This window comes from Aliirhizobium smilacinae (assembly GCF_006335145.1).
Taxonomy (GTDB): Bacteria; Pseudomonadota; Alphaproteobacteria; order Rhizobiales; family Rhizobiaceae; genus Neorhizobium; species Neorhizobium smilacinae.
The window spans coordinates 235,253-249,514 of record NZ_VDMN01000006.1 but is presented as its reverse complement, the minus strand read 5'-3'; the positions used below and the strand labels follow the sequence as shown (position 1 = coordinate 249,514).

Here is a 14,262-nt window from a genome sequence, read left to right as displayed (position 1 = left end):
AAAACATGGAAAAGGCCACGGAAGCCGCCCTCCTGAAACTTTCCGCATCGGTGATTGTTCCCAATGCCGGGAGACCGCCTATCTGACGAAGGACGGGCGGAAACAACAAAGAGGAAACCTCAATGACATCGCTGACCCCGGAAGAACTGGAAGGGCGGCTGAACGCCCATCGCGAACTGATGATCGAAATGCTCTCGGCGATGATCGGCGGCGAAGTGACAATCACGACATTTTTGAGAAAGCTGCGCGACGACGCAACATTCAAGGACCATGAGGAAGATCCCGGTGTTATGCCGGACACCGCTTTTGCGATCGAAAACGCCTCGGCGCGAGAAATCCGCGCCATTCTGGAAGCCGCACGCGCCCGGGCCGAGGCAAGCTAGGCATCGACTGAGGGCTTATTTTAACACCTGTTCACATTTGTGGCCGACCTGCCATGTTTATGGCGATTTCATGGAACTACAATGGCAACAGCACGTTCTTGGATCCAGAGTTCGATGGAGGCGACAATGGTCAGGGAATGGTTTGAGGTTGCAGGTTTCGCGCTGGTGATAGCCGCCTGTTATATGTTCGTCATTCCGGTTTGAAGTTTCCCGAGGAGGGGAATGAGGCCTCGACGAAAGAGGCCCCAAGCTCTCGTGGCCAGAGGCTGCGAGAGCATCATATTTTCGACATGGCATAGCGTGTCGTGCTGCTTCACAATGGATGAACCGGCGTAAAATTCAGGGAACGTTTCGCCTCCCCGGCTTGTTAGCCCATCGAGACAGGTCGCAACGCAAGTTGTCAACGACTGACACGGGAGACTACCATGCAGCACTTTTTCACGATGCTCAGGAACCGCTTTTTATCCCATCGGGTTCAACCGACGTTCCAGGCTGTGCGTCCTAAAGACATTCAGGTCGCCGTGCCGGGTGCAGTTTGGCTTCCGCTTCCAAAGACGCAGCGGGACGAAATCAGCGTGCCGGCGTCGATCAACGGGCGCGACCTGTCTACCGGACGGCTCTGATCACCGACAGGCCGCCGAATACCTGAAAAAAACAATCCAATAAGGAGCTTATCATGGCGAACATCCAATCCGCCAACATCCTCATTCTGGCTACCGATGGCTACGAGCGCTCGGAACTGCGCGTTCCGCTGGAAGAGCTGACCAAGCGCGGTGCCAATGTCAAAATCGCCTCGATCAAATCCGGCGAAATCAAAAGCTGGGACGAAAAGGACTGGGGTGACTGTGTGGCCGTCGATCTTGAGGTGAATGCGGTCAATGTCGAGGATTTCGACGCCCTCGTTCTGCCGGGCGGCCAGATCAACCCGGACGTCCTGCGCAACAACGAGGACGCCGTTCAGCTGGTCCGCCAGTTCATCAGCAGCGGAAAACCGGTTGCCGCGATCTGCCATGGACCATGGCTGCTGGTCGAAGCCGACGCCTTGCGCGGCCGAAAGGCGACATCCTATCCTTCGATCCGGACCGACATGCGCAATGCCGGGGCCAACTGGAAGGACGAGGCGGTGGTTACCGACAACGGCATCATCACCTCGCGTTCTCCGAAGGATCTGGCCCAGTTTGTCGCCAAGATCATCGAGGAAGTCGAAGAAGGCAGACACCAGCGCCGCGCTGCGTGAGGCACATCAGTCCAGACCTTGACGGGCCGTCCTTCTGGGGCGGCCTATTCGTTTGAACCTGTCTCTTTCAGAAACGTCACCAATCGGGCTTCGTTGATGCGCAATCCGCGCGGTGCCTTGGAAGAATTCCCGTCATTCATGACCCGGCGAAGCGGCGTGTCATCTTCCGAAAGGTCAAGAATGCTTGGATGGATATAGCTTGACCGGCAGACAGCAGGGGTATTCTGCAACACATCCGACGCCGCCTTGGTGAGCACCTTTATCTTCGGCCGTTTATCCTCGTCTTCCAACACCGTCCACGCCGTCATGAAGGCAGCGAGGCTGCCTCCCCAGGTTCGGAAAGTCTTGGCGGAGACCGGAAAACCGGCCGCCTTTGCCAGATAGGCATTGAGCCTACCGGAATCGACCGGCCGCGGCGTGCCGTGTTCATCCGGGAACGAGAAGAGCTGGCGGCCCGGCAGATCCGCGATTTCCTCGAAGATACGCTGCAGCCTCGGATGTTTGAGCGTATGCTGGACGCGTTTGCCGCCCTTGGCCGTGAAGCGCAACAGAACGCCATCGCCGGAGAGAACCATGTGCCGCTTGAGAAGCGTCGTCGCACCATAGGTGCGGTTTTCCTTGGCATAGGCGCGGTTGCCGACACGCAGATGCGTGACATCCATCAGTGCAACAAGGGCGGCGAGAACACAATCCGAGTGGTCGAGACCAAGCGACAGATCACGCTTCACCTTGCGGCGAATACGCGGCAGAGCTTCACCAAAACGCAAGAGCTGGTCGAACTTCTGCTCGCTGCGGAAACTCTGCCACTCCGTGTGATACCGATACTGTTTTCGTCCGCGGGAGTCATAACCCGTCGCCTGCAGATGGCCACGCGGATCGATGCAGATCCAGACATTTTCGTAAGCCGGCGGCAGACCGAGTGCGGTAATACGCAGGCGATCCTTTTCGCTCGAAAGAACCGTACCGTCCGGCAGCTTGTAGGAGAACCCTTTGCCACGCCTTAGCCGGCGGATGCCCGGCTCGGTACCGTGGACATAGGTAAGCCCGATTGTTTCCAGAGAAACGGCATCGATTTCGATGGTTTTGAGCGACAGGTCCATGAGCGCTAGAACGGCGACGGGTTATTCTTCGTTCCTGCGCCGGTCGATCAAATCGTCACGAACTAGATTGCCAGACTGCGGCGCTCTTCGCTCGCCTCGTCGCGTTCCAGATTGGCGCGCGGCGCGACAAGCCGCCAGATCAGACCTTCCGGGCGGAACTCGACATCCACCTGTCCACCGAAAGCCGCAATCGCATGGCGCTGGATGATGGTCGTTCCAAACCCCTTGCGGGATGGCTCGCTCACCAGCGGGCCGCCGCTTTCCTCCCAGACAAGCCGGATTTTTGGCCGTCCATCATCTTCGGGGGAGACATCATCCCAACGGATGCGCACGCGGCCATGCGGAACCGAAAGCGCACCGTATTTCACCGAGTTGGTCGCCAGTTCATGCAGCACCAGGCCGAGATTTTGTACCGCCTCGGCTTTAAGCATGAAATCCTCGCCCTGAACGAGCAGCCGGTCACCGGCCTCAAAGTTCGACAGGTGGATCTCGATGACACGCCTCAGGCGAACGCCAGCCCATTGTTCCTTGGCCAGCGCCTCGATCGATTTCGCCAGCCCCTGCAGGCGGGTGCTGATCGCCTTCTGGAATTCCGGCATGGTCGTATCCTGACGGCCGAGCTGGCGCATCATCGCCTGCACCAGCGTCAGGATGTTCTTCGTCCGATGCACCAGTTCGTGCAGGATGAGATGGATGCGGTCTTCCGCCTCGCTGCGGTCGAAGGATGCGTTCGACAGCGCCACCGCCACCTGGTTGGCTTCGGTGATCCGCGTCTCGACCGGCGACACAATCTCGCCCTTGCCGATCCGCTCTGCCATATCGGCAATCTGCCGGATCGGCGTGCGAAGCTGACGGGCGATCGTATAGGCAAACAGGACCGCCAGCGTCAGGAAGATCACGCCGCCCGCAATCAGCTGCTTGAACGTGGTGATGATGCCTTCCTGTGCCGATGCGATCGGCCCCCAGACGACGGCCTTCCAGGTCCAGCCGGTGATCTGGGCATAACCGTACATCTGCTTTTCATCGCCATCGACATCTTCGATCGTGCCCTTGAAACCCGTCATCAGGCGCAGGGTTTCACTGTCGAACGGCTTGCCCGAAGCGATCTTTTCAGCCCCGGCCGAGGCCACGACCTGACCTTGCCCATCGATGACGGCCGCCGACCAGCCGGCAGGAAGACCCTCGACGGAAACCAGCTTTTCCATGTCCTCGGCATTCTGCGTCATGATCACGGCAGAGCCGGCATGGGAAAGCTCGTCGGGCAACGGCATGGCGACGTTGAACACCCACTTGTTGCTGGTCTTGCCGAAAAACACGCTGGAAACTTCGGTGATGCGCGATTTGAGCACCGATTCCAATGCCGGCATGTTCGACATCTTGACCAGCGGTTCGCCGAAGGGCGAACGGGTATTCAGTCGCTGCTGGCCATCCTTGTCGACGACGATGACATAAAGCGAATTGGAGCGGAGGCTGCGCTGGGTACGGTCGTGGAAGGCTCTCAGATCGCCCGCTTCAAGCTCCGGCGATGTGATCAGCAGACGCAAGGTCGTCGCCATATCCTGCAATTCGCGATCGACGGATCGGGCGATCAGCTGCGCATCCTCGGCCGTCTCGTTGGCCAGCCCCTCGCGCTCCTGGCCCTCAAGCTGCAGGACGAGAAAACTGACGAAGGCAAGCAGCGGCAGGGCGACAACAATCACCAGCGCCATCAGATAGGCGCCGATCGAGGCTGTGGGGAAAAGACGCGAAAATCTAAACATTCCGCTATCTTAAGCCAATAATAAAGCTGCAGGCAAAAGCTGCCCGCTGTCACTGATCATCAGTTCGTCCCGCCCTACGCTAATACATCTTAGCCCAAAACGGTTCTAACCGCTTTTACAGATCGCGCCAACAGCTGTTTGGAACAACCGGACGCGACCTTGCCCCACGGTGTTACGGAAACGTATCAGCCGTACCGTTTCGGGACAGTGGCAAGGGGCGCAGGAAACCCTTCCACCACCGTATTCAGTCGATGCGGCTGCCGCTCTCCGGGTCGAAAACCACCGCCTTGTCGAGATTGAAGACAAAGCGAAAGGTCTGGCCGGGTTCGACCACCGTTTCCGCACGGGCACGGCCGGTAAAGGTCGTGCCATCGAGTTTGCCGGTGACGAACGTATCGGATCCGGTCGGTTCCACGATCATCACCTGCGCATCTATATGCGCGCTGGCAGCAGCAGCCGCATCGGCAGACCCCTGGTCCGAGATCGCTTCGGGACGCAGGCCGAGGACAACCTGGCTGCCCTCGGGAATGGAAGTCGTAACCGAAGGCGGGATTTTGACCGTCACCCCCTGCCCGCCGGCACCGAACAACTGGATACCGCCTGCGACCACCCTGCCCTTCAGCATGTTCATCGCCGGCGAGCCCATGAAATCGGCGACGAAGAGATTGGCCGGACGATTGTAGATTTCCGCCGGCGTGCCGACCTGCTGGACGATGCCTTCCTTCAGCACGACGATCTTGGTCGCAAGCGTCATTGCTTCGATCTGGTCATGAGTGACGTAGACGATCGTTGCATGAGTGTTCTGATGCAACGCCTTGATCTCGGCGCGGACTTCGACACGCAGCTTGGCATCGAGGTTGGAGAGCGGCTCATCGAACAGGAAGACGCGCGGCTGGCGCACCAGCGCCCGGCCCATCGCAACACGCTGGCGCTGGCCGCCGGAAAGCTGGCTCGGGCGACGCTTCAGAAGATGTTCGATCTGCAGGGTTTTTGCCACCTGCGCCACCGCCTTGGCACGCCCGGCCTTGTCCACCCCGCGCATTTCCAGCGCAAAGGCGATGTTCTCCTCCACCGTCATGTTCGGGTAGAGCGCATAGGACTGGAAGACCATGGCGATATCGCGCTTCGACGGATGCAGGTCCGTCACCACCTGGCCGTCAATGACGATGTCGCCCGAGGACGGTGGCAGCAGGCCGGCGATCGCATTCAGAAGCGTGGACTTGCCGCAGCCGGATGGACCGACAAGCACGAGAAAGCCACCCTTTTCAAGGCTGATATCGATACCCTTGAGGATCTCGACGCTGCCGATCTTCTTGCGGATGTTCCTGATTTCAAGAAAGCTCATGAAGGTTTATCCCTTGACGGCGCCGGCCATAAGACCGCGCACGAAATAACGTCCGGCGACGACATAAACGAACAGCGTCGGCAAAGCGGCAAAGACGGCCGCCGCCATGTCGACATTGTATTCCTTGACGCCGGTGGAAGACGAAACGAGGTTGTTGAGCGCTACCGTCATCGGCGAGGCTTCGCCGGACGAAAACGAGACGCCGAACAGAAAGTCGTTCCAGATATTGGTGAACTGGTAGATGACGGTGACGACGATGATCGGCCCCGAACTTGGCAGCAATATTCGCCAGAAGATCTTGAAGAACCCGGCACCGTCGATCATCGCAGCCTTCACCAGCTCATCCGGAAAGGCTTCGTAATAGTTGCGGAAGAACAGCGTGGTGAAGCCGAGGCCGTAAACAACGTGGACCATGACAAGGCCGGTCGTCGAATTCGACAGGCCCATCAGGCCAAGCAGCCGCGCCATCGGGATCAGCACCGCCTGGAACGGGATAAAGCAGGCAAACAGCATCATGCCGAAAACCAGCTTGTGGCCGGGAAACCGCCATTTGGTCAGCACGTAACCGTTGAGCGCACCGAGCAAAGTCGAGATGACGACGGCCGGCACGACCATCTTGATCGAGTTCCAGAAATATCCCTTGATACCGACGCAGGAGACCCCGATGCAGGCTTCGCCCCAGGCCTTCATCCAGGCCGCGATAGACGGATCGGTCGGCAGCGCCAGCATGTCGCCGCCGCGGATTTCGTCGAGCGATTTCAGCGAGGTCGACAGCATCACGTAAAGCGGCAGCAGGTAGACGATCGCGAGGATGATCAGCGCGCCGTAGATAAAAAAGCGGGTGAAACGTGCCGAGCCGGCGCTGATGGTTTCGGGTGCGGCGCTCATTGTTTCTTCTCCCGCAGTTCCGAATAGAGATAGGGAACGATGATCGCGGTAATGCCCATCAGCATCATCACGGCGCTGGCCGAACCGACATTCATCTGGTTGCGGTTGAACGTGTAGGAATACATGAAGGTGGATGGCAGCTCGGTCGCATTGCCCGGCCCGCCACCGGTCAGCGCGATGACGAGGTCGTAGGATTTGATCGCCATATGCGCGAGCACGATGAAGGCTGAGAGAAACACAGGGCGCAACAGCGGAATGATGATGCGTCGGTAGATGCTGACCGTCGAAGCCCCGTCGATCTGCGCCGCCTTGATGATTTCGCCGTCTATGCCGCGAAGGCCGGCCAGAAACATCGCCATGATGAAGCCCGACGCCTGCCAGACGCCAGCGATTACGACGGTATAGATCGCCATTTTCGGGTTCACCAGCCAGTCGAAAGTAAAGCTTTCCCAGCCGAGATTGCGCATCGTGTGTTCCAAGCCCAGGCCGGGATTGAGGAACCATTTCCATGCCGTACCGGTGACGACGAATGACAGCGCCATCGGATAAAGAAAGATCGGCCGAAGCACGCCCTCGGCGCGAATGCGCTGGTCCATCAGGATGGCGATGAAAAGCCCGATCGCCGTGCAGAGCGCGATATAGAGCACGCCGAAAATCGCGAGGTTCTGCATCGCCACATACCAGTTCGGCTGCGACCAGAGCCGGAAATAGGCATCGAACCCGCCCCATTTATAGACCGGCAGGATGCGTGACGTGGTGAAGGACAGCGTGATCGTCCAGAGGATGAAGCCATAGACGAAGATCAGGATGACGGCGAAGGACGGCGCCAGCACCAGCTTGGGCAGGCCGCTGCGCAACCTGTCGGCAAAGGATTTTCGCGGCCGTTCCGCAGCGATCACCGGCATCGGTTCGATTGTCGTCATGGGGTTCTCCGGTAGGGAATACGGTTGTGAAAAGGGATCGGCGTCAGCCCCCTCACCAACAAAATCTAAGACTTAGCTGAAGCTAAGATCTTGATTTTGTAACCTCTCCCACAAGGGGAGAGGTAGATTCGCGGACGGCGCGGCGCACTCATCTCTCCCCTTGTGGGAGAGAAAGCGATTTCAACATCTTAGCTTTAGCTAAGTGTTAGAAATCGCTAGTGAGGGGATCACCTCCCCCACCGCGCTGTTCCATCACTTCGCCGCAGCCACCGCTTCCGGCAGACGCTTCAGCGCAGCATCCGTCGTCAGCTGACCGTTGAGATGCTGGGTGATGACGTCGAGCATGGCTTCCTTGATGGCGGCCGGCTGGGCGTAACCATGGGCGAGCGAGCCCATCAGCGTGCCCTTGGACGAGGCCTCGCTAAGATCCTTCATGCCCTTCTTGGCGCAATCGTCGAAATCCGTATCCGGAATGTCGGTACGGGCCGGAACCGAACCCTTCACCTTGTTGAAGGCGATCTGGAAGGCCGGGTTTTCGACGGCGGATGCCATCTTCATCTGCGCGTCGGCAGATTTTTTGCCCACGTCGAACATCATGAACTGGTCGGCATTGAACAGAACCGAGCCTTGCGTGCCGGGGAAGCGGATGCAGACGAAATCCTTGCCCGGTTCCTTCTTGGCGCGCAGCCATTCGCCCTTCGACCAGTCGCCCATTTCCTGCGCGCCGGCCTTGCCTTCGATGACGAGAGCGGTCGACAGGTTCCATTCGCGGCCGGAGAAATTCGGGTCGAAATAGGTGCGAAGCTTCGACATGTCGTCGAAGACCTTCTTCATCGTGTCGCCGGACAGTGCTGCCGGATCGGCTTCGAGCACGGCCTTCTTGTAGAAATCCGGCCCGCCGACGGAAAGCACGACTGCTTCCCACAAAGTCCCATCCTGCCACGGAACGCCGCCATGCGCGAGCGGGACGATGCCTTCGGCCTTGAACTTGTCGAGCAGCGCAAACAGCTCGTCGATATTGGTCGGCACCTTGCCGCCGGCCTTGTCGAGTGCCGCCTTGTTCAGCCACAGCCAGTTGGTCGAGTGGATATTGACCGGGGCTGCGACCCAATGGCCGTCATATTTGGAAAATTCCTGCAGGGCCGGCGGGATGACCTTGTCCCAGCCTTCCTTGGCGGCAAGCTCGTCGAGGTTGGCGGCAACGCCCATTTGGGACCAGTCACGCAGGTCGAAACCGAGCAGCTGCACGGCGGTTGGCGGATCGCCGGCCGTTACACGGGCGCGAAGCGCGGTCATGGCGGCGGAACCGGCGCCGCCGGCAACCGGCATATCCTTCCAGGAAACGCCCTCTTTCTGCAGATTTTCCTTCAGCACGTTGAGCGCCGCAGCTTCCCCGCCGGACGTCCACCAGTGCAGCACTTCAACCTCTTCGGCGGCCTTGACCGCACCGGCCGTCATGGCAAGCAAAGCCACGCCCGCAGCCAGTTTTGTAATGGCTCGAATATTCATCGGTGATCTCCTCCAAATCCGGGCTCCTCTCCGGACAGGGCAATTTATAACGTTATAACCCGAGCAAGTGTCAACCCATACGCGAAGGTTTTTGAATTGCTCTCGATCAATTTTTTAAAGTATTGATCCATATCGCGAATTTCAGAGAATCCTGAAAATATCCGGCGACCAGAAAGAAATTTCTGGAAATCGGCGTGGAATTTGTAACGATATATATCGAGCTCCGGTCGCGATCAGCGGCTGGATGGAGGATCACACATGCCGCTGGACGATGCGGAAGACGAAGGCAAGCCGAACACGGCCAGCGCTTCGCCTTCAAATCCCGGTTCCCACCGCAAACCGACGCTGAAGACGATCGCCGAACTCACAGGGTTGGCCGTGACCACCGTGTCGCGTGCGCTCGGCGACGATCCGCTGATTGCCCGCGAGACGCGCCAGCGCGTTCAGGCGGCCGCAGCGAAGGTTGGTTATCTGCCAGACCGGGCGGCCCAGCGCCTGCGCACCGGTCGCACCAACGTCATCAGCCTGGTTCTCGATCCCCACGAGGAAATCCTCGGCTACGGCACGTCGATGATCAGAGGCATGACGGCGACGCTGCGCGGCACACCCTACCACCTCGTCATCACACCGCATTTTTCCGACATCCCGCAGATCGATCCCGTCCGCCATATCGTCCGCAACAGGATGGCCGACGGCATATTGTTCAGCCGCACCGAACCATCGGACGAGCGGGTGAAATTCCTGCTGGAAGCGGGGTTTCCCTTCGTCTGCCATGGGCGCACGGAACTCGCGACGCCGCACCCTTACGTCGACTACGACAATTACCGTTTCACCTATGACGCGGCGAAAAGGCTGATCGCCTCGGGTTGTCAGCGGCTGTTCATCATCCTGCCGCCCGAACGCTTCACCTTCCATCATCACATGCGCCATGGCTTCATGACGGCCGTGCGGGAGGAAGGCATCGGTTTCGAGATCGCTGCGGGCATCACGCTCGACAGCAAGGCGGACGCGGTTCGCGATCATGTTGCGGCGAGGTTAGCGGAGCCCGATCCACCGGATGGCTTCATCTGCGGCGGCGAAGTGTCGGCCATGGCGGTGATGTCGGCCACCCACGATCTGGGCCTTGCGATCGGCCGCGACGTGCGGCTGGTGGCCAAGCAGACATCCGGCCTGTTCGATCAGGTGCGACCACGAATCGAGACGATCTACGAGGACCTTTCGGAGGCCGGACGGTTGATGGCGACCTTGCTGCTGAAACGCATGGCGGGGGCGACGCCGGTGGGTGAATTGCAGGCGGTGCTAGAGGTGTGAAGTTACTTTCGGTGGGCAACAAAGCCCCCCTCTGCCCTACCGGGCATCTCCCCCACAAGGGGGGAGATCAGCTGGGCGCCTGCTCCTCACCTCAAGCAAACTTCATTTTTGGCGTCGCTACCATTCTACGCTCAACAGGAAGCGAAGGTAGCGCCGCGTGTGATCTCCCCACCTGCGGGGGAGATGGCCGGCAGGCCAGAGGGGGGGGCCGGCATGCGCCGACGCTCGCCGGCGCATGCATCATGCTCAATCCTCCTCGACGAACACCTCTTCGCGCTTCTTCCGCACACTCGGCAGGAAGACGACAATCAGCACGACGACTGCGATGAACAGCAGCCCGGCGCTGATCGGGCGCGTGACGAAGGTTGATGGATCACCGCGCGACAAAATCATCGCGCGCCGCAGGTTTTCCTCCAGCAACGGTCCCAGCACGAAGCCCAGCAGTAGCGGTGCCGGCTCGCAGCGCAGCTTCAAGAGCAGGTAACCGAGCAGGCCGAAAAAGGCGACGGCATAGAGGTCGTAGACGTTGGAATTGACGCTGTAGACGCCGATCGAGCAGAAGGCCATGATAATCGGGAAAAGCAGATAATAGGGAATTGTCAGCAGCTTCACCCACAGCCCGATCAGCGGCAGGTTGAGGATGACCAGCATCAGGTTGCCGATCCACATCGAGGCGATGATGCCCCAGAACAGGGCCGGCTGTTCTGCCGCCACATTCGGACCCGGCACGATACCCTGGATGATCATCGCGCCGACCATCAGCGCCATGACCGGGTTCGCGGGAATGCCGAGCGTCAGAAGCGGGATGAATGAGGTCTGGGCACCGGCATTGTTGGCCGATTCCGGGCCTGCCACGCCGGCCACCGCGCCGTGGCCGAACTCTTCCGGATGTTTCGAGACCTTCTTCTCCACCGTATAGGAGGCGAATGATGCGAGGATCGCACCGCCACCCGGCAGAATGCCGAGAACCGATCCGATCGCCGTGCCGCGCAGCACCGGCGCGACGATCGCCCGCAGATCCTCGCGGCTGGGCATCAGGCCGGAAACCTTGGCCATCAGCACCTCGCGGGTCCTCTCGTTTTCAAGATTGCGCAGGATTTCCGCAATGCCGAAGACACCGACGGCAACCGCCACGAAATTCAGCCCGTCGGCATATTCGCGGATGCCGAGTGTGAAGCGTGGCGCGCCGGTATAGATATCGGTGCCCACAAGTCCGAGCAGCAGGCCGAGCGCCACCATGGCCAGCGCCTTGATGATCGAGCCGTGCGCCAGTGCTATCGACGAGACGAGGCCGACAACCATCAGCGAGAAATATTCGGCAGCCCCGAATTGCAGCGCAATCCCGGTGAGCGGCAGCGCGAAGATCGCAACCAAAAAGGTCGAGACCGTGCCGGCGAAAAACGAGCCGATTGCGGCGATCGCAAGTGCCGCCCCCGCCTTGCCTTTGCGCGCCATCTGGTAGCCGTCGATGGCAGTGACGGCCGAAGAGGATTCGCCCGGCATATTGATCAGGATCGCCGTGGTCGAGCCGCCATATTGCGCGCCGTAATAGATGCCGGCGAGCATGATCAGCGACGAGACCGGCTCGAGCTGGAAGGTGATCGGCAGGAGCATGGCGATCGTCGCCGTGGCACCGATGCCGGGCAAAACGCCGATCAGCGTGCCGAGCAGCACACCGATCAGGCAGAAGAACAGGTTCTCGATCGACCCTGCCGTCTGGAAGCCGAGAAGAAGGTTATTGAACAGATCCATCAGTCAAATCCTAAAACCGGACCCAGGGGCCGAAACGCTGGAAGGGAAGGCCGAGGCCGTAGGAGAACACCGCGATCGAAAAGATCGTCAGCAGAGCGGCAAGCACGACAGCCGTCAGCGGCTTCATCTTGTGGGATGCGAAAGCGGCAATGAGCCCGGTGAAGAACAGCGACGGCACGAAGCCGAGACCGCGTACCGTGATGCCGAAAAAGATCGGCGCCGCGAGAATGAAGATGATCCCGCGCCAGGCGATCGGCCCGATCGGCTCCCCCTCTACGCGGAATGCCTGGAAGAGGATGATCGCACCGAAAAGGATCAGCGCCATCGCCAGAATGAACGGGAAATACCCCGGCCCCATGCGGAACGCCGTGCCGAGTTCGAGTTCGATCGACTGATAGGCGAAGAAAATACCGGCCAGGATCAGTAGGATACCGCAGATCAGATTGGCTTTGTCGAATGACTGGGAATTCATGGTGTCTCCGTTGGTGTGGGAGATGGTCTTGCGTTGATGACTGGAGCAAGTTCGCCCCCCTCTGCCTTGCCGGGCATCTCCCCCACAGGTGGGGAGATCAGCTGGGGCGCCGCTCGCCAATCAAATTCGGCGTTTGCGTTCTGCGCTTTGTCTGGCCACTCAAGGACTGTTGGAGGCGATGATCATGAGGCACTTGATCTCCCCCTTGTGGGGGAGATGGCCGACAGGCCAGAGGGGGCGAGCTTGCTCCAGCGCCGCCGCTGCATGCCGCACCCCCATCCGACCGTCTGATCAATCCGCGTATTGCCCTGCAGCCTCGATGATCGGCTTCCAGCGGGTGATTTCGCTTTCGAGCTTGGCTTTCAGCGCCGCCGGCGTGGCGTCGGTTTCGGGCGATGGCTTGGTGCCGAGTTCGGCGAAGCGTGCGGTGATGTTCGGATCCTTCAGCGCGCCCTGCAGCGACTTCGACAGCCGTTCGTTGATCTCGGCCGGCGTGCCCTTCGGCGTGTATATGCCGTGCCAGATACCCACCGTCATGCTTTCAAGCCCGGCTTCCTTGACGGTCGGCAGGTCCTTGAAGATCTCGAGACGCTCCGGCGAGGTGACCGCATAGGCCTTGATCGTGCCGCCCTGGATCTGCTTCGTCGTGTTCGTCGTCTGGTCGCACATGATATCGACCTGGCCACCGAGAAGATCGGTCATCGCAGGTCCCGTGCCCTTGTAGGGAACGGTAACGAGCGGCGTCTGGATGGCGCTCATGAACAGCATGCCGCAGAGATGCGAGGCAGCGCCGATGCCAGCATTGGCCACCGTCACCTTGTCGGCATTGGCCTTGGCATAGTCGACGAGGCCCTTGAGGTCGTTCGCTTCCATGTCCTTGCGGGCAACAATCGTCATCGGCACGTCGGTGACGAGGCCGACATATTCGAAGGCGTTCAGCGTGTCATAGGCGAGCTTGCGGTAAAGTGTGGCGCTGGTCGCCATGCCGATATGGTGCAGCAGCACGGTGTAGCCGTCGGCTTCGGCCGCCGCGACACGACCGGCACCGAGCGAGCCACCCGCACCACCGACATTTTCGACGACGATCTGCTGGCCGAGATCCTTAGACATCGATTCGGCAACGAGACGGGCAACCGTATCGGTCGGCCCGCCGGCCGCAAACGGCACGACCATGGTGATCTGGCGCTCGGGATAACCTTGCGCGTAAACCTGCACGGATGCGAGCGACACGGCGGCAAGCGCAGTTGCGCCGAGAACGGCGTTGAACAATTTCATGATTTCCTCCTCCAAGGACCAAAATCCGCTGGCGCACATCTCCTCCGGCGCCTGCTTGGCTTCATTTGCGGAGCTTACCGAAGCGCTGGCAATTGGCTCCAACACTGACCAGAGATGATAATATTCAAATCGCAGCGCACCATGGGTGGATTTGGGAACAATGCCTGAATGCGATGGGTGGATCTCCACCCAAGGATGGTATGGCGGATTGTCACCTCTCCTCATCCCTGTGCTTGTCACAGGGATCCAGCAGCGCCGCGTCTGCGGTGCAAAGACTCGTTTCACGCGAAGGACTTCGCGTGACTGG

General features: G+C 59.8%; 13 protein-coding genes. 4 read left to right on the top strand and 9 right to left on the bottom strand.

All coding sequences use genetic code 11. The annotated features are described in order from the left end of the window. The first annotated feature begins 122 nt into the window (after positions 1-122). The 3 genes from FHP24_RS22880 to FHP24_RS22870 all read left to right on the top strand — a co-directional run bounded on the left by FHP24_RS22880 (position 123) and on the right by FHP24_RS22870 (position 1,620). Positions 123-383 carry a hypothetical protein gene (locus FHP24_RS22880; RefSeq protein WP_139678541.1) on the top strand — a complete coding sequence of 87 codons (261 nt, stop codon included), beginning with the start codon at positions 123-125 and terminating at the stop codon, positions 381-383. A gap of 425 nt (positions 384-808) precedes the next feature. Then, on the top strand, positions 809-1,006 hold the full coding sequence (locus FHP24_RS22875) for a hypothetical protein (protein WP_139678540.1): 198 nt from the start codon (positions 809-811) through the stop codon (positions 1,004-1,006). 53 nt (positions 1,007-1,059) lie between these two features. After that, the gene (locus tag FHP24_RS22870; protein ID WP_139678539.1) at positions 1,060-1,620 is read left to right on the top strand and encodes a DJ-1/PfpI/YhbO family deglycase/protease; all 561 of its coding nucleotides are present in this window, start codon (positions 1,060-1,062) and stop codon (positions 1,618-1,620) included. 44 nt (positions 1,621-1,664) lie between these two features. Here FHP24_RS22870 and FHP24_RS22865 read toward each other — a convergent pair whose 3' ends face one another. The 6 genes from FHP24_RS22865 to FHP24_RS22840 all read right to left on the bottom strand — a co-directional run bounded on the left by FHP24_RS22865 (position 1,665) and on the right by FHP24_RS22840 (position 9,139). Then, positions 1,665-2,693, bottom strand: a complete 1,029-nt coding sequence (locus tag FHP24_RS22865; protein ID WP_180356102.1) for a DNA topoisomerase IB — start codon at positions 2,691-2,693, stop codon at positions 1,665-1,667. 89 nt (positions 2,694-2,782) lie between these two features. Then, positions 2,783-4,480, bottom strand: coding sequence for a sensor histidine kinase (locus FHP24_RS22860; RefSeq protein WP_139678537.1), 1,698 nt, complete (start codon positions 4,478-4,480; stop codon positions 2,783-2,785). A gap of 244 nt (positions 4,481-4,724) precedes the next feature. Next, positions 4,725-5,825 (bottom strand): ABC transporter ATP-binding protein, encoded by a 1,101-nt coding sequence (locus tag FHP24_RS22855; protein ID WP_139678536.1) that lies wholly within the window; start codon positions 5,823-5,825, stop codon positions 4,725-4,727. Between the two features lie 6 nt (positions 5,826-5,831). Next, positions 5,832-6,713 carry a carbohydrate ABC transporter permease gene (locus FHP24_RS22850; RefSeq protein WP_139678535.1) on the bottom strand — a complete coding sequence of 294 codons (882 nt, stop codon included), beginning with the start codon at positions 6,711-6,713 and terminating at the stop codon, positions 5,832-5,834. Further along, entirely contained in the window at positions 6,710-7,636 is a 927-nt protein-coding gene (locus FHP24_RS22845; protein ID WP_210237864.1) for a carbohydrate ABC transporter permease, read from the bottom strand. Before FHP24_RS22845 ends, FHP24_RS22850 begins: the two co-directional genes overlap by 4 nt. A gap of 252 nt (positions 7,637-7,888) precedes the next feature. Continuing rightward, complete coding sequence (locus FHP24_RS22840) at positions 7,889-9,139, bottom strand: ABC transporter substrate-binding protein (RefSeq protein WP_180356101.1); 1,251 nt, start codon at positions 9,137-9,139, stop codon at positions 7,889-7,891. 264 nt (positions 9,140-9,403) lie between these two features. On the opposite strand from FHP24_RS22840, the gene FHP24_RS22835 reads away from it, so the two are divergent. After that, positions 9,404-10,456 carry a LacI family transcriptional regulator gene (locus tag FHP24_RS22835; RefSeq protein ID WP_139678533.1) on the top strand — a complete coding sequence of 351 codons (1,053 nt, stop codon included), beginning with the start codon at positions 9,404-9,406 and terminating at the stop codon, positions 10,454-10,456. 246 nt (positions 10,457-10,702) lie between these two features. Here the strand turns inward: FHP24_RS22835 and FHP24_RS22825 are convergent, their stop codons facing one another. The 3 genes from FHP24_RS22825 to FHP24_RS22815 form a co-directional block, all read right to left on the bottom strand. Continuing rightward, positions 10,703-12,208 (bottom strand): tripartite tricarboxylate transporter permease, encoded by a 1,506-nt coding sequence (locus FHP24_RS22825; RefSeq protein WP_139678532.1) that lies wholly within the window; start codon positions 12,206-12,208, stop codon positions 10,703-10,705. 10 nt (positions 12,209-12,218) lie between these two features. Then, entirely contained in the window at positions 12,219-12,680 is a 462-nt protein-coding gene (locus FHP24_RS22820; RefSeq protein WP_139678531.1) for a tripartite tricarboxylate transporter TctB family protein, read from the bottom strand. 291 nt (positions 12,681-12,971) lie between these two features. After that, complete coding sequence (locus tag FHP24_RS22815; protein ID WP_139678530.1) at positions 12,972-13,955, bottom strand: tripartite tricarboxylate transporter substrate-binding protein; 984 nt, start codon at positions 13,953-13,955, stop codon at positions 12,972-12,974. Positions 13,956-14,262 lie beyond the last annotated feature (307 nt).